Here is a 23,754-nt window from a genome sequence, read left to right as displayed (position 1 = left end):
GGATATGGGTATTTTACAAGATCTTGAATTTCGCGGTCTAATTAATCAGCAAACAGATGCTGAGGGCCTTGAGCAATTATTAGAAAAAGAAAGCGTTAAATTATACTGTGGTTTCGACCCGACAGCAGATAGCTTACACATTGGTCATATGTTACCAGTATTAATGTTACGTCGTTTCCAATTAGCTGGTCACCAACCAATCGCACTTGTTGGCGGTGGTACTGGTATGATCGGTGATCCAAGTGGTAAAAAAGCAGAGCGTACATTAAATACGAAAGATACAGTTGCTTACTACACAGAAAGCATTAAAAACCAACTTTCAAACTTCTTAGAGTTTGAAAACGTGGACAACCCAGCAACGATGGCTAACAACTACGACTGGCTTGGTAGCTTAGATGTAATTTCATTCTTACGCGATATCGGTAAAAACTTCGGTTTAAACTATATGTTAGCAAAAGATACAGTAGCATCTCGTTTAGAAACTGGTATTTCATTCACTGAGTTCAGTTACATGATTTTACAATCATACGACTTCTTAAACTTATACCAACAACATAATTGCCGTCTACAAATCGGTGGTAGTGACCAATGGGGTAACATTACAGCTGGTCTTGAATTAATCCGTAAATCAGAAGAAGATGCGAAAGCATTCGGTTTAACAATTCCACTTGTTACTAAATCTGACGGTACGAAGTTTGGTAAAACAGAAGGCGGCGCAATTTGGTTAGACCCAGAGAAAACAACTCCTTATGAATTCTACCAATTCTGGATTAACACAGATGACCGTGATGTTGTTAAATACTTAAAATACTTCACATTCTTATCTCATGAAGAAATTCTTGAGCTTGAAAAGCAAGTAGCTGAAGCGCCAGAAAAACGTGCAGCACAAAAAGCATTAGGTGCAGAAATGACAAAACTTGTTCACGGCGAAGAAGCATTAGAACAAGCGATTAAAATTTCAGCTGCATTATTCAGCGGTTCTGTAGCAGAACTAACTGCAAGCGAAATCGAACAAGGATTCAAAGACGTACCATCTGTAGAACGTACTGCAGAAGATACAGTATTAATCGACTTACTTGTAGAAAGCAAAATCTCTCCATCAAAACGTCAAGCACGTGAAGATGTAACGAACGGCGCAATCTACGTAAACGGTGAGCGTACACAAGCATTAGACTACGTTGTAACAGAAAACGACCGCATCGAAGGTAAATTCACAATCATTCGCCGCGGTAAGAAGAAATATTTCTTAATTCGTTACTAATAAATAAAAAGCTTTGAGGAAATTCCTCAAAGCTTTTTTGTTTTAATCTCCTTTTCGAGTTCATACGGAAATCACATGTAAGCGGTATGATAAACGTATAACAATTAGAAAGGAGTGGTAAAACGAAATGTCACTAGAAGCTTTGATTATTTTTTCTTTGCTAAACGCGGGTCAACTTGCAGAGAATTCGAAGGTTGATATACATAAAGAGCAGAAAGATGCTTATGTATATGTTCAAAAAGAGGAAAATAAATAACTTTAATATATATAAATAAAAGCTACTCGAAGTAACTGTTTTGGTGTCTTCGGTAGCTTTTTAAATTATGAATAAATAGGAATTAATTTTCGCTTAAAATCTTCGTACATTTCAAAGGCAATTTTCATGATTTCTTTGAGTTCATCGTAACTGTGGAAGCATGGACGAAGTATTTTTTCTGTATCATTGGATAATACGTCTACAAACATAGCCCAAGATGTTCCAGTTCTAACTTCACCAGTGTGCCATGCCTCCCAAATAAATTCAACGAGTCCATATTTCAAGCTAATATTGAACCTGAAAGTATAGATATCTTTGTTTTTTACTTCTCCTACTCTAAAAAAGTTTTCTTTTTTCATAAAACGAGCTTTATAGCCAAGAGACTCAAATACTTCAATTGCTTTTTCATTTTCATAGTTTTCAAATGTATTTTCTCTATCAGAAAATTTTTCTGATAAGGCTTTATATCTCTTAATAAAATCAATTTTTGTAAGACTGGCTTGTATTTCAGGTTTTAATGAATACGCCAAAAATTACTCCTCCCTAATTTTTAGTATTAGATCAAATAAAGCAGTATACATTTTAGATACATGAAGAAATCCGTCTTTTGTGAGTCGGATTTTTCTTATTTTAATTCTATTCAAATATTATAATTGTTAATTAAAATGTAGTTATTTTTAGAAAGATTTTGCAGTTAGCTATTTAAAAGTGTAAGTATATCTCCTTTAAATATAGCAGCTATTTCCGCTTCCTCTAATGAATCTCCCCATCTAAAAACTATATCATCTTTTGGGCAGAGATGAATGGAAAGGTTAAAATAATCTATTTCATCTTTCCATTTGTTATATTCATTAAATGCTTTTTTGAAGATTTTTCTAACATTTTCTTCCGCAATTATATCATTATTTTTACTTGCAATGATTGTAAATCTTTTAGGATTACTAGAAACTATTTCAATGGCATCTGGAAGTTTCTCAAGACAAAACTCTGCAATACTTGAGTAGAAAGTTGTTCCTCCAGTTTCCATTTCAACTTCTGGACCCTTATTAAATCCCTCAAGTTTCCATTTGGTTTGAAGAGCTTTCCATACCTTTCGGTATTTTTCAATTTTAGAGTTTTTGTCTTTGATTTCAATAGCTGCAAGCAAGTAGAATTTGTAGACATTAGTCAAATCATGTTTCATAAATACTTGCTTGATTTCAGTGCCACATACTTCTTTGAATTGTTTTTTTTCATCTGAGCTAAATAACATGGAGCCATTAACACTGAATAAACTTAAATTTGGTAAATTCCCGACTCTTTTGATTGCTTCATCCTTACTAAACCATTTGTAGTATGAGAATGCATCTTCTTCTACTTCATTCCAACACTTCATTTTACCACCTCAATTTTAATAGTCATAATGATTCCCATGTATATCATTGAAATGTGATCCTCTATTTTGAGATGGATCATCTGGATAAGTATGACCGCCTGAATGCTCTCTTATAATCTTACCATCTTTGAAATGATAGTCTCTTCCAGGAATAGGGTTCCCTCTTTTATCTACAGCTGGTGTCACCTTAGTTGGCTGTTCATTAACAGGAATACCGCTTGCTCTCTTAGCTTCGTTGAAAGCTCCACCTCTCTTAGCTCCTTTAGGAGTAAAATTTGGCGGTCTTTGTCCTTTCTCTGCTTTTACATAGTCTTTGTAGTTAGGTTTTACTGTCTGCATAACTCTTTCGCCAGACTTACCAAAAGAATACTGAAACCTTTGCAAAGTATCGATACTATTTTGAACGGTATTATACCATACAAATGCACCATGTGTAGCAACACCTGCTCCAGCGGTTGTAAGAGCTAAATCAGCTGGGATAACAATTGGTGATGCTGCCCCGAAAGTTACTCCTTCTAACAATACGGTTCCAACATTTGATCCTGTTACAATAGCTATACCGCCCAAAATTTCAAAAATAGATCCTACCCCTGATACAAAATTCCCCACAAGATTTCCGACTTGAAAGGTTGTTTTGTTTTCTAATTCATTGCCCATTGGTAATTCTACGCCTGTAAAGTTTTCAGCAGCTGAATTACAAATTCCTTGGAAGAATTCCCAAGCGCCAATAGCTGTTTTTTGGTACCATGGTCTATTAGCTTCTTGTTCCTGCAAAGCCATTTTTTCTTCAATTTCTTTTTTTATTTCGGCTTCTTGAACTCTTTCCTCTGCAATTTTTTGAATAGAGGCTATCCATTCCATATTCAACCTTTGTGTACTAAATGTACCACTGACGGGACTAAAACCTTTTCCGCTTTGTACTTCAGCTAAACCTGTCGTGATACTAGCGGCTAATTGAATCGCTGTATTATAGTTATCACTAGATGTTTGATTAAATTCATATAGGTGCTCTAGCTTTTCTTGAAGTTTACGCCTCATGTCAGCAAATAGATTTACTATAGCAGCCATGCCCGAGATAGGCATAGCTTGATTGATTGCTTCCGTACTTGCTATCATTCGGTCAATTTCTCGAATTTGTTCTAATATCTCCTGTTCGATAACATCTGTAGAAGCGACCTGTGATTGAAAGTCTCTTGGAAAAGCATCATTTTGACGGATTAATTCTTCGCATAAGTAAATGATTCCTTGTGCTAACGGACGAAAGGTTTGTAAGAAATATGCTTTTGCACTGCTATATGTTTGTCCTTGTAGAACAGTATCCAATGCAAAAGCATCAATAGAATGAATAATTTGTTCCATACCTTGAATAGTAGTGGTACAGAAAGAGTTCATACTTTCTGTTTGAGCTTGTACTTCACCGAGATACATATTTAAAGACATGAACTTTCCCTCCTCTTACAAGAAAATAATACCAATTTAAGGAAGGGGATGTAAATGTAATATTCTGATAATTCTGCGGTTAAAGAGATACTTGTTCATTAAGTTTTTTTAATCTTATTCAGATGCTCGGGTGATGAAGAGGTTTTTAAGTTGAATGTAAATAGAAAAAGGGAAGGTATAGATTATGTACAAATAAATACGTTGTAAAAATCATGTTAACAAAAGGAGAGTACAGCAAAGAAAAATGAGTTGTGGGGTAGAATGTAGTGTTTTTTTAGTGTTAGAAGAAGGGGGGAGGTTTTTATTAATGTGGATAAAAAATGGATGAAATTCTAGAGAGAGGGTTAAGTTTTATTTTGTTACATTGTTTTGTTTTTATACATATAATCGGCTATATTCAATAAAAAAAGCCCAGGCCCCTTGATAAACAAGGTTCCTAAGGCTTTTAATAATACTCTTTGCAGAGTACCGAGATTAACGAGAGTAGAACTCTACGATTAATGCTTCGTTGATTTCAGCTGGTAACTCAGAACGCTCAGCGTGACGAGTGTAAGTAGCTTCTAATTTGTCAGCATCGAAAGTTAAGTATTCTGGTACGAAGTTGTTAACTTCGATCGCTTCTTTAACAACAACAAGGTTGTTAGATTTTTCGCGAACGCTGATAGTTTGACCAGGTTTTACACGGTAAGATGGGATATCTACGCGAGCGCCATCAACCATGATGTGACCGTGGTTTACTAATTGGCGAGCTGCACGACGAGTGCGAGCTAAGCCCATACGGTAAACTAAGTTGTCAAGACGAGCTTCAAGAAGGATCATGAAGTTTTCGCCGTGCTTACCAGGCATTTTACCTGCTTGGTCAAATGTGCGACGGAATTGACGCTCAGTCATGCCGTACATGTGACGAAGTTTTTGTTTCTCTTGTAATTGTAAACCGTATTCTGAAAGTTTCTTACGTTGGTTAGGACCGTGAGGACCTGGTGCGTAAGGGCGTTTTTCTAATTCTTTTCCTGTGCCGCTTAGAGAGATTCCAAGACGACGAGACAGTTTCCAAGCTGGACCTGTATAACGAGCCATAGTTGACTCCTCCTTTAAAAATGTTTTTATTTACGTAAAATAAAAACAGACGTAATCGATATTTACGGGCATTTTGTTTTCATGTACCTTCGCTCCAGCAGCAGGGAGTTACGAGATACACCTCCGTAGAGGAACAAAATACAAACGATAAACTCACATTACAAGGCTGCCTTTTTATTTTACACAAACGCTATTATATCTTTTACCCAGAGTTTCGTCAAGCGAGTACGTTTTTGTTTTATGCATATAAATTTTGGAAATTAATATAAGAAGGAATTTAAAACAATATAGAAGAAGAGATAGAAACACAAATAAAACGCTTACATAAAATGAAGGAAAACGTTCATCAAATTTTTATGGATGAATATGCGGCAATAAAAACATAAGGGGGATGTTTTTATGAAAAAGAAGCATATGGAGACAGCGTTAATTCATCACGGTTATAAACCTGAGGAACATAAAGGAAGTTTAACACCACCTTTATTTCAAACTTCTACATTTACATTTGAGACTGCGCAGCAAGGAGAGGCGAGTTTTGCGGGAGTGGATCCATCTTATATTTACTCACGGCTTGGAAATCCAACTGTGAAATTATTTGAAGAACGTATGGCGGTGTTAGAAGGAGGAGAAGAGGCACTTGCCTTCGGATCTGGTATGGCAGCTATTTCAGCGACTTTAATCGGTTTTTTAAAGGCTGGAGATCATATTATTTGTTCAAATGGATTATACGGATGCACGTACGGTTTTTTAGAAGTGTTAGAAGAAAAATTTATGATTACGCATTCGTTTTGTGATATGGAGACAGAGGTTGATATTGAAAATAAAATTCGCCCAAATACAAAGCTTATTTTCGTTGAAACACCGATTAATCCGACAATGAAATTAATTGATTTAAAACAAGTGATTCGGGTTGCAAAGCGAAATGGCTTACTTGTTATTGTTGATAATACATTTTGTTCACCTTATTTACAAAGGCCGCTTGAGCTTGGCTGTGACGCTGTTGTGCATAGTGCGACAAAATATATTGGTGGTCACGGTGACGTTGTAGCAGGCGTAACAATTTGTAAAACGAAAGCATTAGCTGAAAAGATTCGCCCGATGCGAAAGGATATCGGTGGTATTATGGCACCGTTTGATGCGTGGTTATTATTACGCGGGTTAAAGACGTTAGCAGTAAGAATGGATCGTCATTGTGATAATGCAGAAAAAATTGTATCGTTCCTAAGAAAACATGATGCGGTAGAAGGTGTTTGGTATCCAGAAGGGGAGTTAGCATCTCGTCAAATGAAACGCGGGGGCGGTGTTATTTCTTTTTCAGTAAAAGGCGGAAAAGAAGAGACGCAAGCGTTTATTAATGATCTTCACTTTATTACAATTGCGGTGAGTTTAGGAGATACAGAAACGTTAATTCAGCATCCAGCAACGATGACGCACGCTGCGATTCCAGCTGAACTAAGAAAAGAAATGGGCATTTTCGATAATTTAATACGCTTATCAGTCGGTTTAGAATCGTGGGAGGATATCGTTTCTGATTTAGAGCAGGCATTAAAGAAAATATCTACTGTAAATCAATGAAAAAAGAGTGAGCTATCGGTTTTGTACAGGGCGTACTAAATCGATAACTCGCTCTTTTCTTTTTACATATGTTTTAGGAGTGTTTCCACAAACTTTTCTAAATAGCGCTGATCTACTTCATCAAAACGATTCTTTTCAGGACTATCAATGTCAAGTACACCAATGACAGCTCCTTCTTTCACAATCGGTACAACGATTTCTGAATTAGAAGCACTATCGCAAGCGATGTGACCTGGGAATTGGTGAACGTCTGCTACAAGCTGTGTTGTTTTCGTTTCAGCTGCTACGCCGCAAACGCCTCGTCCAAATGGAATGCGTACGCAAGCAGGCATTCCTTGGAACGGTCCAAGGACAAGCTGATTTCCTTCTGTTACGTAAAAGCCAACCCAATTAACGCGATCTAAAAATTGGTTTAATAATGCGGACGCATTTGATAAGTTTGCGACTACGTTTGATTCGCCAGTTAATAACGCATCCAGTTGTTTAATTACTGTCTCATATTGCTGCACGCGAGATCCTGCATAACTTTCTTTAGTAAACATGGAAACAGCTCCTTTTTTATCGAGATGTGTAAAATATTAGCAAAATACGATGTATTTCACATGACTTTGTCGATAGAAAATTAAAGGAATTTGTCTTAAAAGTCAAGAAATTTAAACTATAGCTGTTCAGTGAGGGGAAGTGAGCGCATGAAGCAGACGAAACAAAAAGTAATTGATGCGGCAATATCGTTGTTTAATACGAAAGGTTATGATGGAACGTCGGTGCGAGACATTGCAAAGCGAGCGGATGTGAATGTAGCGAATATTTCATATTATTTTGCTGGGAAGCAAGGTTTATTAGAACAGCTTATTACTGATTTTTTAGAAGGATATATTCATGTGATTGAAATGTCGTTTGAACAGAGAGAGTATTTGTCGGCTAAAGATGTAATGGTGCAAATGGTGCGCGGGATTTTACGATATCAATTTGAAAATAGAGAACTAACACGTTTCTTCTACCGAGAGCTTTCGCTTGATACGACATTAATTCGTGAAGTGATGACCGTTTATTTTTCTAAAGAAAGATATTATATAGAACAAATGATTAGACAAGGACAAATGAAACAAGAATTTCAGAAAGTATCATTTACAATGTTTATGACGCAATTAAAAGGTATGATAAGTATGCCGTTTTTATATCCACAATATATATCAGAAGTACTCCATTCTTTCCCGTCTGAGACATTTTTCATAGAAATGTATACGAAAGAGATTGAGCAATGGATGGAACAAGCATTATGTAAAGCGAATATGTACCATGAATGGCCAAGAGCTGTTCATATGTGAAGAATCCCCACCTAACGAACTGAGGTGGGGATTTTTATGTTTACTTTTCTTTGCCATAAATTGTTACATAATAGCGCGATAATTGTTAATGCAGCCCCAGCGATTTCAATTTTATCGACTGTATAACCTCGAAAGATAGAACCAATGAGTGCAAGGATAGGAACTAAATTCATAAATAATATGCCGTTAATAGATGAAATATAGCGATTTCCCATATTCCAGCAAAATACAGCGATAACGCCTGCGATAATCGACATATAAAAGAGCTCAAAACGAACGCTCACAACTGTACGCAGTGACGGCATAGTAACTATATTTGTGTACGTTAAGAAAGTAACAATAACGATGAGTGAAATGGAGCCAAATAAACAAGTTAATGTCGTGTACCTAAGTGGTGACCAAGATTGAAAACGAGCACCCCCGTTTGTATAAATGACCCAGCAAGTAACGCCGCATAGCATCAATATATTTGTTGATAAGTGGCTTGCAGCTCCAAATAGTAATTCAATATTTCCTTTTGAAATGACAAGCATAACGCCAAGTAATGCAACGAACATACAAAGGAATGTATAGTTTTGTGGGCGGCGATTTTGGGTTATCCATTGCAGTGATAAGGCAATCAGTGGCATAAGGGATTGAATCATAGCTGCATGGATTGCTCCGGAAGGTCCGGCAAGTTGCTGTCCGTAGAAAACGAGAAAACCATACCCCGCGAAACCGACTGTCCCGTAAAAGAATAGAGAAAGTGTTCTTTTTTCTAAGCGGAGTGAAGTCTTTCCTTCAGTAATTAATAGCAAAATAAGAAAAATAATAGCTGCTGATCCATAGCGAATCGTTGTGAAGAAGAATGGATCGATAAATTGCAGAGCATTTGCCATTACAGGAAACATAAATCCCCAGGCAGTGACAGCGAGTAAGCATAGAAAGGATCCGAGTAGCATTTGTTTTTTGTTCAAGAGTATCTTTCCCCTTTACATTTCGTTATAGTAAGTTGATGAAATAAGTATAAAGAGTAATTGTTTATAGGAGGAAATATCGATTTCTTATAACGGTTATAACTTTTTGTTAGAGGTGTGTACGATGGATTTGGAGGCAGTACGATCGTTTATTGAAGTGAAGCATACGCGAAGTTTATCAAAGGCAAGTAAGATTTTACATATATCGCAACCAGCGCTTAGTAAACAAATTCAAAAGTTAGAAGCGGATTTAGAGGTTACGTTACTTAAGCGTTCTGCGCAAGGAGTAGAGTTAACGGAGGCAGGAGAGTTATTTATAAAAAGAATGTTACCGATTTTGGAGCAAATAAATGAAGTGAAAACAGAAATGAGGGGGTATCAAGAGAACCGGAAGTTTTCAATTGGTATACTACCGAGTTTAGCGGAGCATTACATATCAGAATGTAAAGATATATTAGGTGATGAGTTCGAAGTGGAATGGCAAATCGGGCATACGGAAGTATTAAGAGATTTATTTAAAGCGCGGGAGATTGACGCGATGTTCATCGATTCAGTAGTAGAAGGTGCTACGTATATAAAAGAAGTGCAACAAGAGAAAATTGTTTGTGCCGTTTCAAATAATCATCCGTACAAAGAGAAGATAGTCATTCAAATAGAAGAGCTACACAATGAAAAATTAATTGTATATCCAGAAATATGTGATGTAAGGAAAATGATTATGAACATGTTTCATGAAATAGGTGTAAAACCAACTATAGCTGTGGAAACATCTTACGCAGAACCGATGCTTGCAATGGTAAAAGCTGGCCTTGGTATCACGTTACTTCCAGAAAGGGCAGTGGAGCAGTCTGTAAGGCAAGGAAATGTACATGTAATTTCTGTTGAACCACCACTCATGCGGAAAATTTATTTCGTATCCCATACGAAAGATTGTTTGTTATTACAATCATTTGAGGATAGGTAGTGAGGTAGGCGGAATATTGAGAAAGATTACAATCACATTGAAAGAAACATGAAATTTTAAAAAAAACTAGGTCAAAAACAAACCATTACATGGTATGATTAGTACATTGTTAGTTGTTAAATATAGGGGAATTCCCTTTTTATACATAATGCCTTCCATTTCATAAACGGAACGGACAAAAAAAGAGATATAACTAGGAGGCTTTTTTGCATGGATTCTATCCTGACGATCGTTATCATTGTAGTAAGCTCTATTCTAGTGCTGCTCATGATAGAGCTTGTGATAAGAAATCGTTCATATAAAGATATTGAAGCACTGGAGCAGTGGAAACAAGAGATAAAAGATAAACCTGTGGCAGATGAACTAAAACGGGTAAAAGATTTAAACATGACGGGTCAAACAGAAGAACTGTTTGGTAAATGGCGTGAAGAATGGGATGAAATTGTATCAACAACCCTTCCGAAAGCTGACAAAGATTTAGCGCAAGCGCGAAAATTCGCCTCGCAATTCTCCTTCCGAAAAGCAAAGCATGCGATGAACGAATCCATAAGTGGTTTAGATGACGCTGATAATCGTATTACTGACATTTTAAATGAATTACAGCAATTGTTAGAAAGCCATGAGAAAAATAGCTCGGAAATTGAAGGGTTACGTGATACATATCGTAGTATGAAAAAGAGTGTTCTTGCTCATAGACATATGTATGGAGCAGCAGAGCAGAAAATCGAAGAGATGCTAGACGCTGAATCTGAGAAATTTAAAACCTTTGAAGAAGCAACAAACAATGGCGACTATTTAAAAGCGAGAGAAATTGTTATTAGTTTGGAAGAAGGTTTAGCAGATTTAGAAATCATTATTCACCAAATTCCAGATTTATTGGTAGAGTGTCAAGCGACGTTACCAGTTCAGCTGGAAGATTTATTACACGGACATAATGATATGGTAAGACAAGGTTATGTATTAGATTATTTGGAAGTCCCTAAAGAAGTTCGCGATATGACGAAACAACTACAAACATGTTTAATGGATATACAGGAGCTTCATATAACAGAAGCGGCTGAAAAAGTAGAAAATTTAAAAACACGTTTAGATGGCTTCTACGATCAATTGGAACAAGAAGTACATGCGAGACATTATGTGGAGCAAAAAACACTTTCTGTTTACGATGACTTAGAAGAAATGCGTATCGAAACGATTGAAACGAAAACAGAAACACAACTTGTGAAACAAAGCTATCAGTTACAAGATAAAGACATTGAGTCTCAAAAAGTAATTGAAAAGCAAATGCACATTTTAACGAAACGTTTTGAAATGCTACAATTACGCGTTGCAGAACAAGATATTGCCTTCTCTATTATTCGTGAGGAACTAGAAGAGGTTTATGAGCAATGTGAAACGTTAAAAGTACTTCATGCAGAATATAAAGAAATGCTGCAAGCGATGCGCAAAGAAGAATTTGAAGCACGTGAGAAGTTACAAGAAATGCGAAATACTATTTTCGAAACGAAACGCTTTATGCAAAAGTCGAATTTGCCAGGTCTTCCAGAGAGTATTATGGAAGATTTAAAAAGAGGGCAAATGGCAATGCAAGCTGTATATGAACAATTAGAAGTGAAGCCGTTAAATATGAACGCTGTAAATAGCAGTTTAGAAGAAGCATACACAACTGTGAACGGTGTGGCTGAAATGACAGAAGAGTTAATTGGACAAGCATATTTAGTGGAAAAATTAATTCAGTACGGTAACCGTTACCGTAGTCATGATGAAAACCTAGCAGAAAGTTTAAATTATGCTGAGAAATTATTCCGTGAATATCAATATGATGCAGCTTTAGAACAAGCGGCTTCAGTATTAGAGCAACTTGAACCTGGCGTTGTTCAAAAAATAGCTGAATATGTAGACAATGAACAAACCCTTTCATAAAAGGGTTTGTTTTCAGAGTGTTGGGAAACCCTTTAGGGTTCCCAACACTCTGGAATCTTTTTTGATTTTAGCGAATAAAAACAACATAAAATAATAGAATTTTAAAAAATAGCCCTCCACCTGACCCTTTTTGGTCAGGTGGAGGGCTATTTTTTTCATGTTTTGACAAGCTGCGGTGAGATAAGCTTGCATTTGGACAGACTTCAGCCCTCGAAACCGGGCATAGCGGTAGCCATGTAGTTCTTTGGCGTCTGCAAAGCTTCGCTCTATAGTGGAACAGCGTACTTTATACAACCTTTTCCCTGTAGCTGTTGCTTGTTTTTTCTAGCAATATCCTTATATTTCTCCCACACATGATGAGTGATAACTTTTTGTTTTTGTTTCTTTGAAAAGCACACCTCACGTAACGGACAAACAGCGCAGTCTTCTGGATTCGATTTGTATTGACGGTATCCTTCACGATCAGTTGTTACATATTCTAGAATACATCCCATCGGACAAGCGAAAACATTCATTTCTTCTACATATTTAAATTGGCTTTTCGGTACTTCTTTATTCCGTTTTCCAAATCGGCGATACCCCATCACCATAAATATATTCCGTTCTGATAGTTTCTTACAGATATATCCTGTAAAATAGCCAGCATCAAGGGCAACAGCTTCTACTTTGAAGTCGAATTTATCAATCTGAGCTTGGAGGCGTGCTAAATACGGCTCGGAATCTGCCATATTTCCAGCCGTTACATAGGTATCTGTAATAATATTGTACTTCGCATCAGTCGTACGATGATCCAAGAAATGAAAACCATTTGGTTTTCCATCTCTCATTAAAAATCCACTATCTGGATCCGTTGTACTTATACGAGTTTTTTTGGTAGGGGTATCACTTTCCTTTCTAGGTTTTAATTCTTTTTTCCATGTACCTCACGATCTTCGATTACCGCAGCTTCTAGCTCGTCTATATAAAACTTTGCTTTTTCTTTTTTATATTTATGTACAAATTTATTTTTATTGGCATTGGCCTTAATATGTGTAGAATCTGTCATCAGTGCACGTCCTCCTACCATCCGGTGCTCCGTCGCTTGTCTCACAATCTCATCAAAAATTTCTTCGAAAATATTTGTATGAATAAAACGAGTACGACGATTCCAACTGATTGTAGAGTGATCCGGAATAGTATCCGATAGAGAAAACCCTAAAAACCAACGGTAGGCAATATTCGTTTTAATTTCCTTTTCCAATTGACGCTCAGAACGAATACCGTAAAAATATCCAATAAACATCATCTTAAATAAAACAATAGGATGAATGGACGGGCGTCCATTGTTTTCACAGTAATAAGGGCGTAACTTCTCTTCAATAAAATCAAAACTAATTGTCGCTTCAATTGCACGAAGGAAATGATCTTGTGGAACCAACTCTTCTACAGAAACAGATACACGCTCATCACGATGATTTTTTAAAGCACCCATCATAAAAAATCTCTCCTTTTCCTCTTTTTTATCAGTGTTGACACATAAAAAGAGGTTCAGACACAAAAACAGGCTGTGGAGAAGACTTTCTCCACAGCCTGTGAACAAACCCTTTCATAAAAGGGTTTGTTTTTTTGTGTAATTTTGCAGACGATGTTGCTATAATGAATAGCGGAATACAGCAAGGTTATTCGTTTCAAAATAAAGTGAAACTGTAATCAGTAGGAGGATTCATCCCCATTGATTACTAGCCTTCACCAATCGGGCATTTACGGACAGCCCGACTCCTACCTAACTTCTTTGCTCTAACTGGATTTTGAGGTGAGAGTCTTATTGCCTGTTCATGCGGGATAAAGTGAAACTGTAATAGGAGGGCATCCTCGACAATTATTAGCCTTCACCAATCGAGATAAAACGGAACCTTTGCGTAGTCTTAGCGTAATGACACGTATTTATGATATGATTATACGATGTGATAGCGCTGAAAGGGGAAGAACGATGATCTATTTTGATAATAGTGCGACGACGAAGCCATATCCAGAAGCTCTTCAATCGTACGTGACGGTTGCTGGGAAATATTTTGGTAATCCTTCTTCTATTCATTCGCTTGGAGGAGAGGCAGAGCGTCTATTAACACAATCAAGAACGATTGCAGCGCAGCTTCTTCGTGTTAAACCTTCTGAAATTATTTTCACATCAGGTGGAACAGAAGGGAATAACCTTGCGATTAAAGGGATAGCGATGAGGAATCGTTCGCGCGGCAAACATATCATTACAACAAATATTGAACACGCGTCTGTGTTTGAGGCATATAAGCAATTAGAAGAACTCGGGTTTGATGTAACATATTTACCGGTTAACGAGCATGGTGTTGTGTCGGTAGAAGATGTGAAACGAGCACTTCGTGAAGATACGATTCTTGTGTCAATTATTCATGTGAACAACGAAACTGGAGCAATTCAGCCCGTTGCTGAAATTGGAACGTTATTATCGAATCATCCGAAAATAAGATTCCATGTAGATCATGTACAAGGGATAGGGAAAGTACCGCTTGATTTATATGCGTCTCATATTGATCTTTGCTCAATATCTGGACATAAATTCCACAGTGTAAAAGGAACGGGTCTTCTATATGTACGCGATGGCGTAAGATTAGATCCGATTTTATCAGGTGGTCAACAAGAGCTTAAGTATCGCTCTGGTACAGAGAATTTACCTGGCATTGTAGCGATGGTGAAAGCACTTCGCATGACAATGGAACAAGTGAAAGAAAAGGTAGCTCATTTGCAAAGTTTACAAGCAGAGCTTGTTCGTTTCTTTAAAGAGATGGAAGATGTAACGATTAACACGTCGCTTGCATATGCAGCACCGCACATTTTAAATGTATCATTTGTTGGTTTAAAACCAGAAGTAGTCGTTCATGCTTTAGAAGAACACGGTGTATATGTGTCAACGAAATCTGCTTGTTCTTCAAAAGCAAATGAAGTGAGCAGAGTGTTAGTGTCAATGGGAGTACCGCATGCAGCAGCTGCAAGCGCTATTCGTATTAGTTTGGCACCAGAAAACACAATGGAAGAAGTAAAACAATTTGAAGGTATTGTAAAAGAGACGATGCCAAAATTATATGAAGTGATGAGGTAAAGAAATTATGTTGAAATATGAATATATTTTAGTGCGTTACGGAGAAATGACGACAAAAGGTAAGAACCGTTCTAAGTTTGTAAGCACATTAAAAGATAACGTGAAGTTCAAACTGAAAAAATTCCCAAATATTAAAATCGATGCAACACATGATCGTATGTACATCCAGTTAAATGGTGAAGATCATGAAGCAGTCTCTGAAAGATTGAAGGATGTATTCGGTATTCATAAATTTAACTTAGCGATGAAAGTACCATCAGAATTAGAAGACATTAAAGAAGGTGCATTAGCAGCTTTCTTACAAGTAAAAGGTGATGTGAAAACATTTAAAATTACTGTACACCGTTCTTATAAGCATTTCCCAATGAGAACGATGGAATTATTACCTGAGATTGGCGGACACATTCTAGAAAATACAGAAGATATTACAGTAGATGTTCATAATCCAGATGTAAATGTACGTGTAGAGATCCGCAGTGGCTATAGCTATATCATGTGCGATGAGCGTATGGGAGCTGGCGGTTTACCAGTTGGCGTTGGCGGAAAAGTAATGGTACTTCTTTCTAGTGGTATTGATAGCCCAGTAGCAGCTTACTTAACGATGAAACGCGGCGTATCTGTGGAAGCAGTTCACTTCCATAGTCCACCTTTCACAAGTGAGCGTGCAAAACAAAAAGTAATCGATTTAGCGCAAGAGTTAACGAAGTATTGTAAACGAGTAACGCTTCACCTTGTTCCGTTTACAGAAGTGCAAAAAACGATTAATAAAGAAATCCCATCTAGCTATTCAATGACGGTTATGCGCCGTATGATGATGCGTATTACAGAACGTATTGCTGAGGAGCGTAACGCACTTGCAATTACGACTGGTGAAAGTCTTGGACAAGTAGCAAGCCAAACGTTAGATAGTATGCATACGATTAACGAAGTAACAAACTACCCAGTTATTCGTCCGCTTATTACGATGGATAAATTAGAGATTATTAAAATCGCTGAAGAAATCGGCACGTATGATATTTCAATTCGTCCATATGAAGATTGCTGTACTGTATTCACACCAGCAAGCCCAGCGACGAAGCCGAAACGTGAAAAAGCAAATCGTTTTGAAGCGAAATACGATTTCACACCATTGATCGATGAAGCTGTAGCGAACAAAGAAACAATGGTGTTACAAACGGTAGAAGTAGTGGCGGAAGAAGAAAAATTTGAAGAACTTTTCTAAAACCATAAATTACCATATCTAAAACGTGTATGAAGTCATGTTATTTATCACACTCTATACTCACAAGGAGGTGATATAACATGTCACGTAGCACAAATAAATTAGCGGTTCCTGGTGCTGAATCAGCATTAGACCAAATGAAATACGAAATCGCTCAAGAGTTTGGTGTTCAACTTGGAGCTGATGCAACAGCTCGCGCTAACGGTTCTGTTGGTGGTGAAATCACTAAACGTCTAGTTTCACTAGCTGAGCAACAATTAGGCGGTTACCAAAAATAATCCCATATGATGGCTTAGAAAGAGCGGGTTCTCCCGCTCTTTCTTTTTTTGTGTTGTGTCGCTATTTGTCGGTAAGTCGATGTAATTTCGTTTACTAATTCGACAGAACTGAAAAATTTGTCAAAAGAAGAGGGTTCAAAATTAACAGAAAATTCTTTATTATATAAAGGAGGCATAAAGAAAAGGGAGGATATTTTATGAAGCGAGAAGAATTGTTGGCGCCACCGTCTTATAATTTAGTTTCTGAAATAGAGAAATATACAGGTGATAAAGGGAAGTTAGCTTTAATTTGGCAAGATGATAAAGGGAATCGAAGGGAAGTTACATACGCTGAATTAATGCAAGGTGCGAATAAAATTGGAAACGCTTTTATAAAAAGTGGTTTGCAAAAAGGGGACAAGCTTCTCATTATGATGCCGCGTTTAATTGAAGCGTACATGACGTATATTGCTGCTATTAAAGCAGGATTTGTCGTAATTCCAAGCTCGGAAATGTTACGTAAAAAAGATATAGAATATCGAATTGGACATGGAGAAGTAAAAGCGATAGTAAGCTATGAGCCGTATATTAGGCAGTTTGATGATATAGAAGCGATGGAATCTCTTCGAAAATTTGTCCTGAGCGAGCAGTCAGTAGATGGATGGGTTAATTTAAAAACAGCGTTAGAAACAGAGAGTGACATGTTAGAAATGGCGAAGACAGATAAAGAAGATATGGTCTTTTTATCTTACACGTCAGGAACGACAGGAAATCCAAAAGGTGTCGTTCATACACATGCGTGGGCATACGCTCATTTACGTACGAGCGCTCCAAATTGGCTCGGAATTGAAGAGAATGATATTGTATGGGCAACAGCTAGTCCAGGCTGGCAAAAGTGGATTTGGAGCCCGTTTTTAGCAACTTTAGGATCAGGGGCAACAGGGTTTGTATATCACGGTAAGTTTGAACCGAAAACGTACCTAAACTTATTAGACGATAATAAGGTGAATGTACTTTGTTGTACACCGACTGAGTATAGATTAATGGCAAAGGTAGAAGATTTAAGCCAGTACAATTTAGAGGCATTACATAGCGCTGTATCCGCAGGAGAACCGTTAAATAGAGAAGTCATTGAAACGTTCAAAAAGCACTTTCATATTACAGTGAGAGACGGCTATGGGCAAACGGAAAATACATTACTTGTTGGTGTAATGAAAGGGATGGATATTAGACCAGGATCAATGGGGAAACCAACGCCAGGTAACCACGTCGATATCGTAAATGAGGAAGGTACTCCAGTTAAAGTAGGCGAAGTTGGTGATATTGCAGTTCACATTGAAACGCCGGCCCTCTTTAAACAATATTACAAAGACGATGAACGTACAGCGATGCAATTCCGCGGTGATTATTATATTACAGGTGATAAAGCGAAGAAAGATGAAGACGGCTACTTCTGGTTTGAAGGGCGCGGCGATGATATCATTATTAGCTCTGGTTATACAATCGGGCCGTTTGAAGTAGAGGATGCACTTGTAAAACATCCTTATGTAAGAGAATGTGCAGTTGTCGCAAGTCCTGATGAAATTCGTGGAAGTGTCGTGAAGGCATTTATCGTATTAAGAGAGAATATAGAAAAGAACGAAGAAACATTAATTCCAACACTCCAACAACACGTCAAAGAACTCACTGCACCATATAAATACCCTCGCAAAATTGAATTTGTAGATGAACTACCAAAAACGATTTCTGGAAAAATTCGCCGTATTGAACTTAGAAAACAAGAGATGGAGATTCCGTCAAAATAATTTTGAAAACAGTGAAGTAAATAGTTGAATGAAATGTAAAACAATGATAAAATAAAAACGAACACAAGTTCGATTTTATAAATTTAAAAAAGAGGTGTCCGTATGATTTTAGGTATTAATCCGTACTTAGTTTTAGATGGTAGTGGGCAAGAAGCTGTACAGTTTTATAAAGAGGCTTTAGATGCAAAAGTAGAAGTTATGCAAACTTTTGGTGACATGCCTGAAAATCCAGAATACCCGATTCCAGCTGAAGCGAAAGAGCGCGTTTTACACGCTACTTTAAAAATTGGTAATACGGATCTTATGATTTCTGATACATTCCCAGGTCAAGGGCATGCAATCGGATCTCAAGTAACAATCGCAATTCAAATTAGTAATGCAGAAAAAGCAAAAGAAGTATTCGATAAGTTACAAGAAGGTGGAGAAGTTATCATGCCACTTCAAGAAACATTCTGGAGCCCAGCATACGGACAAGTAAAAGATAAATTTAATATTGAATGGCAAGTTACAACATCTACTACTGAACAAAAGTAATTTTTAGAAAAGCACCATGTTTTGAAATGGTGCTTTTTTTTATACAATAAAAAATAAAGGAGATGGGATATATGGGAGAAATTTGGTATGGCGGCACCATTTACACAATGAGAGAAGAAAATGAAAAAGTAGAAGCTGTTGACATTGAAAACGGTACGATCGTTGATATTGGAAGTAAAGAAGAGTTAGAAAACCAATATGCCGCGGTTACATTGCACGATTTAAAAGGCAAAACGATGATTCCAGGTCTCGTTGATAGCCACATGCACCTTATTGGGCATGGGGAGAGATTGCTTCGTTTAGATTTATCAAATTGCACATCTTATGGCGAAGTGCTTACTCTTGTTCAGAAGCGAGTGGAAGAAGCTCCAAAGGGCTCTTGGATTATTGGAGAAGGATGGAATGAAAATAACTTTACAGATACGAAAGATGTTCACGCGCGTGATTTAGATGAAATTTCGAAAGAACATCCCATTTTACTAAAGAGAGTTTGTCGTCACGTTACATGGGTGAATGCATACATACTGCAAGAAGCGAATATAACAGAAAAGGCAGAAGATCCAAAAGGCGGGAAAATTGGTAGGGATTCATCAAATAAGTTAACAGGGCTTTTATATGAACAAGGGCAAGAATTAATTAAACATGTTCAGCCAGAAATTGATGAAGCTTATTTACAAAGAGCTCTGCAAACAGCGATTAAAGATTGCTGGAAATACGGACTTGTTGGCGGGCATACGGAAGATTTAAATTATTATGGTGGTTTTAGAAAAACATATAATGCGTTTTCTCACGTTATAAAAGAAATGCCATTTAAAGCCCATTTGCTCGTTCACCATGAAGTAGCACATGAACGAAAAGAATATGAAAATGAACATTGTATTGAATTTGGAGCAATGAAAATTTTCTCTGACGGTTCTTTTGGCGGAAGAACAGCATTATTAAGTGAACCGTATGAAGATGCGAAGGAAACAAATGGAGTTGCGATTTTCTCACGTGAAGAACTTGCGGAATTAGTAAAGAAAGCACGAGATCTACATATGCCAGTTGCGATTCATACTATCGGTGACTTAGCGCTTGAATATGTCATTGATGCACTCGAATTATATCCACCAGCAGAAGGGGTGCGTGACCGCATTATTCATTGTCAGCTTGCTCGTGAAGAGTTGATAGAAAGAATGAAAAACTTGCAAGCCATTATCGATATACAGCCAGTCTTTCTTTCATCAGATTTTCCGTCAGTCATTGAAAAACTAGGCGAGCACCGTCTTCGTTATGCGTACGCTTGGAAGACGTTACTGGAGGCAGGATTACACTGCAACGGTGGCTCAGATGCTCCTATTGAACAAGTGAATCCGTTTCTAGGCATATATAGCGCTGTTACACGTAGAAGTTTTATTGACGGTATATGCTATATGCCTGAGGAAAGATTAACGATTTATGAGGCTGTTTCTTTATTTACAACAGGAAGTGCCTATGCAATCGGAAAAGAAGCGAAGCGAGGGCAAATTGCAAAAGGATATGAAGCAGATTTTACAATATTAGACCGCAATATTTTTGAAATTGAGGCAGAAGAAATAAAAGAAGTACAAGCAGAAATGACCGTAATAGATGGCCAAGTTGTCTATAGAAAAGATGCGTAAAAATATATGAGCGGTTTTCGGAATATATCGAATTACCGACAAAAACTGACAAGAATAACGGCCGGATAGTAAGAGAGTATTGTTCGCGTCAATCGGGGGAAATAAATAACCGCAGAATTATGGAATTTCATAATTCTGCGGTTATTTTAATCTTATAAAAACGTTCTCTGTACTTTTTCCCAGAAAGAATTGTTTTTTAATTTAACTGTTTTAATTTGTTTATCGCTTAAGCGTACAACAGCTTTTTCCACTTGTTTAATGCTAAGCGCTTCGTTATCCATGCCGATAACAGGATAATCGTTACCGTCTGGTCTTAGTTTTAAAGTTAATGTACGTTCGTGATTTAAAATGAAAGGTGAACCGAGCGTACGGTAAGTGTTGTTGTTTAAAGATGCTAGTTCGCTTACTTGGAAACATGGGATAAGCGGGTCAACAACTGCACCATGCAATGATTTATTGTAAGCAGTACTTCCTGTTGGGGTAGAAACCACTAAACCGTCCCCTCTAAATGTTTCGAAATATAAATCATCAACATGAACATCTACAACGAATGTTTTAATAATGCTAGAACGTAATGAGAACTCATTTAAACAATGGAAAGATGTACTGCCATCTACATCTACTTGAATTGTTGGATATTTTCGCACTTCAATTTCATTTTTTGTAATTTCTTGAAGGGCTGTATCAACGTGATCAATATGGAAATCGCAGTAGAAAGAAATTTCATCTTTCGTAGAAATCCCTGCGTATAAGCAATCTTCTCTAAAACCAGTTTTACGAACGGCTTGTAAGAAGGTTGCATCATCTCCAACACTGACGATAGCGTTTGCATTTTTTGGATGATCTAATATGGTAAATCCATTCTCTTCTAAAATACGATAGATTGGTTTCATTTTTTCAACGAGCGTTGCTTTGTCATCACCATAAAAGAAAAATAAATTGCGACGATCTGCCATTATGTATCCCTCCACTGCAGTTAAATTTTCTGTTTTTCGTGCTACATATCATTAGAGTCCGTTCCCTGATGATATGTTCAAATAATATATTTCGATATAAATTGTCAAAATACCTTTTTATTTTTAGAAAAATTTTTATATTCAATCTTATAAAACTCTGTTTAACGATGAATAAACTTGTCGATAATGGGTACGGAGTGAAAGGATGATACGTATGAAGTGGCTCGTAATTGGAATAATAATTCTTCTTCTTTTTATTTTGTTTATACTATTGTCGAAAATAAAGCTTAAGGTGACATTTTTATATTCAGAAATGGAAAAGCAATGTTTGCTTCAAGTGAAAATATGGATGATTCGATATACATTTGATGTGTTGGAAAGAATTGAAAAACAGCAGAAAAAGACAGGACAGAAAATCGAAAAAGCTGAAGAGGACGGCGGACTCGATAATAAAATTATGGCGCAACTTGACAGCATTGGTGAACTGATAAAAAAGCTTCAAGAAGTTCATACTATTGTTAAAGATTTTCTCAAACGAGTGAAAATCAATGGTTGGAAATGGCATACACAAATTGGAGCAGGCGATGCAGCTAGTACTGGAATTGTCACTGGATATGCATGGGGGACAAAAGGTATGGCTGCTGGAGTTGTCGGACAATATATGCATATTGTCGACGTACCAGAATTTGAAATTACCCCAGTTTTTCAAGGGAAAGGATTTGCATCAAGATGCGAGTTAACAGCATCTTTTCGTATATTCCGCGCTATAAAAACTGGCGTCAAATTACTCGTATTTATGAGAAGACAAAGATCTGGTATGACAGAAAAATCTGTTCAAGCATAGGGGGGATATAGAATGGACCATCCAATTCAAGGTTTAATGACAACAGCAATGCAGCATTTAAAACAAATGACTGATGTAAATACAATTGTTGGTGACCCAATTAAAGCGGCAGATGGAAGCGTAATTCTTACAGTTTCGAAAGTAAGTTTCGGATTTGCTGCTGGTGGAAGTGAATTTGGTAAAGTAGAACATTCAGGCCGTCATCCATTTGGCGGGGGAAGTGGTGGAGGAGTTTCTATTAATCCTGTTGCCTTTCTTGTTATAAATGGAGATGGTGTGAAAGTATTGCACTTAGATAAACAAACACACGTCATCGATAAAATAATTGAATTAGCGCCACAAGCTGTTGATAAAGTGAAAGAAATGATGGATAAACGAAAAGAAGATGATCCTGAATTTCAAATTTAACGAATAAAGAAGCTAATCAATAGGTTAGCTTCTTTAATTTTTTTGTAAATAAAGCGATTTTATTTGCATTATCGATAGGGACAAACTATCATTTACATTGTACATATTTTGTTTAAATAAGGGAGGATTTTCAAGTGGCAAACGTAACTTTTAAAGGTAATCCAATGACTTTAGTTGGAACAGAAGTTAAAGTTGGCGATCAAGCGCCAAACTTCCAAGTATTAGCAAACGACTTATCTCCAGTAAGTTTAGAAACATACAAAGGTGAAGTGAAATTAATTAGTGTTGTACCTTCAATCGACACAGGTGTGTGTGATGCACAAACTCGTCGTTTTAACCAAGATGCAGCAGGTATTGAAAACGCGAAAGTATTAACAATCAGCGCTGATTTACCATTCGCTCAAAAACGCTGGTGTGCAGCAAACGGTTTAGAAAATGTTGTAACACTTTCTGACCACCGCGATCTTTCATTCGGTGAAGCTTACGGCTTAGTAATGAAAGAGCTTCGTTTACTTGCTCGTGCAGTATTCGTAGTAGATAGCAATGACAAAGTAGTTTACGTAGAATACGTAAGCGAAGGTACAAGCCATCCAAACTATGAAGCAGCATTAGAAGCAGCTAAATCTGCGAAGTAATGTGAAGAGAATGACCTCTTATAAAGAGGTCGTTTTTTCTCATATATTGCTCTGTAACAGCATCGATATATGAGAAAAAACGTTATATCATATATAACTAAAGGGGAGCTCTTTACAGGAGGTCGCTTTTTCTTTTTGGAAAAAATCACTTTGTGGTATGATATAAGTTATGTGTAAAAAAGAGAA

At 37.0% G+C, this 23,754-nt stretch carries 22 protein-coding genes and 1 pseudogene; 15 read left to right on the top strand and 8 right to left on the bottom strand.

Features of this window, described 5'->3' with window-relative positions:
- The first annotated feature begins 4 nt into the window (after window positions 1–4).
- Window positions 5–1,261: a tyrosine--tRNA ligase gene (gene tyrS / locus AC3WVZ_RS22155; RefSeq protein ID WP_000512086.1), complete on the top strand. Its 1,257-nt coding sequence runs from the start codon at window positions 5–7 to the stop codon at window positions 1,259–1,261.
- A 127-nt stretch (window positions 1,262–1,388) separates the two neighbouring features.
- Entirely contained in the window at window positions 1,389–1,517 is a 129-nt protein-coding gene (locus AC3WVZ_RS22150; protein ID WP_000050940.1) for a hypothetical protein, read from the top strand.
- A 65-nt stretch (window positions 1,518–1,582) separates the two neighbouring features.
- Here the strand turns inward: AC3WVZ_RS22150 and AC3WVZ_RS22145 are convergent, their stop codons facing one another.
- From AC3WVZ_RS22145 to rpsD, 4 genes are all read right to left on the bottom strand, one after another.
- A complete protein-coding gene (locus AC3WVZ_RS22145) occupies window positions 1,583–2,047 on the bottom strand; it encodes a hypothetical protein (RefSeq protein ID WP_065381853.1) in 465 nt (154 codons plus the stop codon).
- 164 nt (window positions 2,048–2,211) lie between these two features.
- Complete coding sequence (locus AC3WVZ_RS22140; protein ID WP_000650400.1) at window positions 2,212–2,892, bottom strand: hypothetical protein; 681 nt, start codon at window positions 2,890–2,892, stop codon at window positions 2,212–2,214.
- 15 nt (window positions 2,893–2,907) lie between these two features.
- A complete protein-coding gene (locus AC3WVZ_RS22135) occupies window positions 2,908–4,332 on the bottom strand; it encodes a T7SS effector LXG polymorphic toxin (RefSeq protein ID WP_063220457.1) in 1,425 nt (474 codons plus the stop codon).
- Window positions 4,333–4,806: 474 nt separating this feature from the next.
- Window positions 4,807–5,409, bottom strand: a complete 603-nt coding sequence (gene rpsD / locus AC3WVZ_RS22130; protein ID WP_000135312.1) for a 30S ribosomal protein S4 — start codon at window positions 5,407–5,409, stop codon at window positions 4,807–4,809.
- A 399-nt stretch (window positions 5,410–5,808) separates the two neighbouring features.
- Between rpsD and megL the strand changes: the two genes are divergently transcribed.
- Window positions 5,809–6,984: a methionine gamma-lyase gene (megL, locus tag AC3WVZ_RS22125; protein ID WP_063220471.1), complete on the top strand. Its 1,176-nt coding sequence runs from the start codon at window positions 5,809–5,811 to the stop codon at window positions 6,982–6,984.
- A gap of 62 nt (window positions 6,985–7,046) precedes the next feature.
- Here megL and AC3WVZ_RS22120 read toward each other — a convergent pair whose 3' ends face one another.
- Window positions 7,047–7,526 carry a GAF domain-containing protein gene (locus AC3WVZ_RS22120; protein WP_000494340.1) on the bottom strand — a complete coding sequence of 160 codons (480 nt, stop codon included), beginning with the start codon at window positions 7,524–7,526 and terminating at the stop codon, window positions 7,047–7,049.
- Between the two features lie 147 nt (window positions 7,527–7,673).
- Between AC3WVZ_RS22120 and refZ the strand changes: the two genes are divergently transcribed.
- Entirely contained in the window at window positions 7,674–8,312 is a 639-nt protein-coding gene (gene refZ / locus AC3WVZ_RS22115) for a forespore capture DNA-binding protein RefZ (protein WP_000814923.1), read from the top strand.
- A gap of 11 nt (window positions 8,313–8,323) precedes the next feature.
- Here the strand turns inward: refZ and AC3WVZ_RS22110 are convergent, their stop codons facing one another.
- Window positions 8,324–9,268 (bottom strand): DMT family transporter, encoded by a 945-nt coding sequence (locus AC3WVZ_RS22110; protein ID WP_001036054.1) that lies wholly within the window; start codon window positions 9,266–9,268, stop codon window positions 8,324–8,326.
- 124 nt (window positions 9,269–9,392) lie between these two features.
- Between AC3WVZ_RS22110 and AC3WVZ_RS22105 the strand changes: the two genes are divergently transcribed.
- On the top strand, window positions 9,393–10,232 hold the full coding sequence (locus AC3WVZ_RS22105; RefSeq protein ID WP_000362528.1) for a LysR family transcriptional regulator: 840 nt from the start codon (window positions 9,393–9,395) through the stop codon (window positions 10,230–10,232).
- 210 nt (window positions 10,233–10,442) lie between these two features.
- Window positions 10,443–12,155, top strand: coding sequence for a septation ring formation regulator EzrA (ezrA, locus tag AC3WVZ_RS22100; RefSeq protein WP_000377303.1), 1,713 nt, complete (start codon window positions 10,443–10,445; stop codon window positions 12,153–12,155).
- A gap of 105 nt (window positions 12,156–12,260) precedes the next feature.
- Here ezrA and AC3WVZ_RS22095 read toward each other — a convergent pair.
- Window positions 12,261–13,629 (bottom strand): annotated as a pseudogene (locus AC3WVZ_RS22095) (IS1182-like element ISBth7 family transposase); the annotation flags it as partial.
- 495 nt (window positions 13,630–14,124) lie between these two features.
- On the opposite strand from AC3WVZ_RS22095, the gene AC3WVZ_RS22090 reads away from it, so the two are divergent.
- From AC3WVZ_RS22090 to AC3WVZ_RS22065, 6 genes are all read left to right on the top strand, one after another.
- A complete protein-coding gene (locus AC3WVZ_RS22090) occupies window positions 14,125–15,267 on the top strand; it encodes a cysteine desulfurase family protein (RefSeq protein ID WP_000638992.1) in 1,143 nt (380 codons plus the stop codon).
- Between the two features lie 7 nt (window positions 15,268–15,274).
- Entirely contained in the window at window positions 15,275–16,489 is a 1,215-nt protein-coding gene (thiI, locus tag AC3WVZ_RS22085; protein WP_233935406.1) for a tRNA uracil 4-sulfurtransferase ThiI, read from the top strand.
- 80 nt (window positions 16,490–16,569) lie between these two features.
- Window positions 16,570–16,767 (top strand): alpha/beta-type small acid-soluble spore protein, encoded by a 198-nt coding sequence (locus AC3WVZ_RS22080; protein WP_000091640.1) that lies wholly within the window; start codon window positions 16,570–16,572, stop codon window positions 16,765–16,767.
- Window positions 16,768–16,964: 197 nt separating this feature from the next.
- Complete coding sequence (gene mbcS, locus AC3WVZ_RS22075) at window positions 16,965–18,551, top strand: acyl-CoA synthetase MbcS (protein ID WP_000817773.1); 1,587 nt, start codon at window positions 16,965–16,967, stop codon at window positions 18,549–18,551.
- 102 nt (window positions 18,552–18,653) lie between these two features.
- Complete coding sequence (locus AC3WVZ_RS22070; RefSeq protein WP_000600348.1) at window positions 18,654–19,085, top strand: VOC family protein; 432 nt, start codon at window positions 18,654–18,656, stop codon at window positions 19,083–19,085.
- A gap of 71 nt (window positions 19,086–19,156) precedes the next feature.
- The gene (locus AC3WVZ_RS22065) at window positions 19,157–20,725 is read left to right on the top strand and encodes an amidohydrolase (protein WP_233935405.1); all 1,569 of its coding nucleotides are present in this window, start codon (window positions 19,157–19,159) and stop codon (window positions 20,723–20,725) included.
- A gap of 152 nt (window positions 20,726–20,877) precedes the next feature.
- On the opposite strand, the gene AC3WVZ_RS22060 is transcribed toward AC3WVZ_RS22065, so the two are convergent.
- Window positions 20,878–21,681, bottom strand: a complete 804-nt coding sequence (locus AC3WVZ_RS22060; RefSeq protein ID WP_000785177.1) for an NAD kinase — start codon at window positions 21,679–21,681, stop codon at window positions 20,878–20,880.
- Window positions 21,682–21,886: 205 nt separating this feature from the next.
- Here AC3WVZ_RS22060 and AC3WVZ_RS22055 point away from each other — a divergent pair, with 205 nt between their 5' ends.
- The 3 genes from AC3WVZ_RS22055 to tpx all read left to right on the top strand — a co-directional run bounded on the left by AC3WVZ_RS22055 (window position 21,887) and on the right by tpx (window position 23,568).
- Window positions 21,887–22,525 (top strand): DUF2953 domain-containing protein, encoded by a 639-nt coding sequence (locus tag AC3WVZ_RS22055; protein ID WP_002164419.1) that lies wholly within the window; start codon window positions 21,887–21,889, stop codon window positions 22,523–22,525.
- Window positions 22,526–22,537: 12 nt separating this feature from the next.
- Window positions 22,538–22,933, top strand: a complete 396-nt coding sequence (gene ytfJ / locus AC3WVZ_RS22050; protein ID WP_000350003.1) for a GerW family sporulation protein — start codon at window positions 22,538–22,540, stop codon at window positions 22,931–22,933.
- Between the two features lie 134 nt (window positions 22,934–23,067).
- Window positions 23,068–23,568 carry a thiol peroxidase gene (gene tpx, locus AC3WVZ_RS22045; protein ID WP_000024529.1) on the top strand — a complete coding sequence of 167 codons (501 nt, stop codon included), beginning with the start codon at window positions 23,068–23,070 and terminating at the stop codon, window positions 23,566–23,568.
- Window positions 23,569–23,754: the final 186 nt, after the last annotated feature.

This window comes from Bacillus sp. CPT56D-587-MTF (assembly GCF_058792335.1).
Note: the sequence above shows the minus strand (reverse complement) of the source record. Positions and strands in the feature narration are given on the sequence as shown.

Coding starts and splice junctions, on each gene's coding strand:
- tyrS (WP_000512086.1), top strand. CDS start 5: ATGGGTATTTTACAAGATCTTGAATTTCGCGGTCTAATTAATCAGCAA.
- AC3WVZ_RS22150 (WP_000050940.1), top strand. CDS start 1,389: ATGTCACTAGAAGCTTTGATTATTTTTTCTTTGCTAAACGCGGGTCAA.
- AC3WVZ_RS22140 (WP_000650400.1), bottom strand. CDS start 2,892: ATGAAGTGTTGGAATGAAGTAGAAGAAGATGCATTCTCATACTACAAA.
- AC3WVZ_RS22135 (WP_063220457.1), bottom strand. CDS start 4,332: ATGTCTTTAAATATGTATCTCGGTGAAGTACAAGCTCAAACAGAAAGT.
- rpsD (WP_000135312.1), bottom strand. CDS start 5,409: ATGGCTCGTTATACAGGTCCAGCTTGGAAACTGTCTCGTCGTCTTGGA.
- megL (WP_063220471.1), top strand. CDS start 5,809: ATGAAAAAGAAGCATATGGAGACAGCGTTAATTCATCACGGTTATAAA.
- AC3WVZ_RS22120 (WP_000494340.1), bottom strand. CDS start 7,526: ATGTTTACTAAAGAAAGTTATGCAGGATCTCGCGTGCAGCAATATGAG.
- refZ (WP_000814923.1), top strand. CDS start 7,674: ATGAAGCAGACGAAACAAAAAGTAATTGATGCGGCAATATCGTTGTTT.
- AC3WVZ_RS22105 (WP_000362528.1), top strand. CDS start 9,393: ATGGATTTGGAGGCAGTACGATCGTTTATTGAAGTGAAGCATACGCGA.
- ezrA (WP_000377303.1), top strand. CDS start 10,443: ATGGATTCTATCCTGACGATCGTTATCATTGTAGTAAGCTCTATTCTA.
- AC3WVZ_RS22090 (WP_000638992.1), top strand. CDS start 14,125: ATGATCTATTTTGATAATAGTGCGACGACGAAGCCATATCCAGAAGCT.
- thiI (WP_233935406.1), top strand. CDS start 15,275: ATGTTGAAATATGAATATATTTTAGTGCGTTACGGAGAAATGACGACA.
- AC3WVZ_RS22080 (WP_000091640.1), top strand. CDS start 16,570: ATGTCACGTAGCACAAATAAATTAGCGGTTCCTGGTGCTGAATCAGCA.
- mbcS (WP_000817773.1), top strand. CDS start 16,965: ATGAAGCGAGAAGAATTGTTGGCGCCACCGTCTTATAATTTAGTTTCT.
- AC3WVZ_RS22070 (WP_000600348.1), top strand. CDS start 18,654: ATGATTTTAGGTATTAATCCGTACTTAGTTTTAGATGGTAGTGGGCAA.
- AC3WVZ_RS22065 (WP_233935405.1), top strand. CDS start 19,157: ATGGGAGAAATTTGGTATGGCGGCACCATTTACACAATGAGAGAAGAA.
- AC3WVZ_RS22060 (WP_000785177.1), bottom strand. CDS start 21,681: ATGGCAGATCGTCGCAATTTATTTTTCTTTTATGGTGATGACAAAGCA.
- AC3WVZ_RS22055 (WP_002164419.1), top strand. CDS start 21,887: ATGATACGTATGAAGTGGCTCGTAATTGGAATAATAATTCTTCTTCTT.
- ytfJ (WP_000350003.1), top strand. CDS start 22,538: ATGGACCATCCAATTCAAGGTTTAATGACAACAGCAATGCAGCATTTA.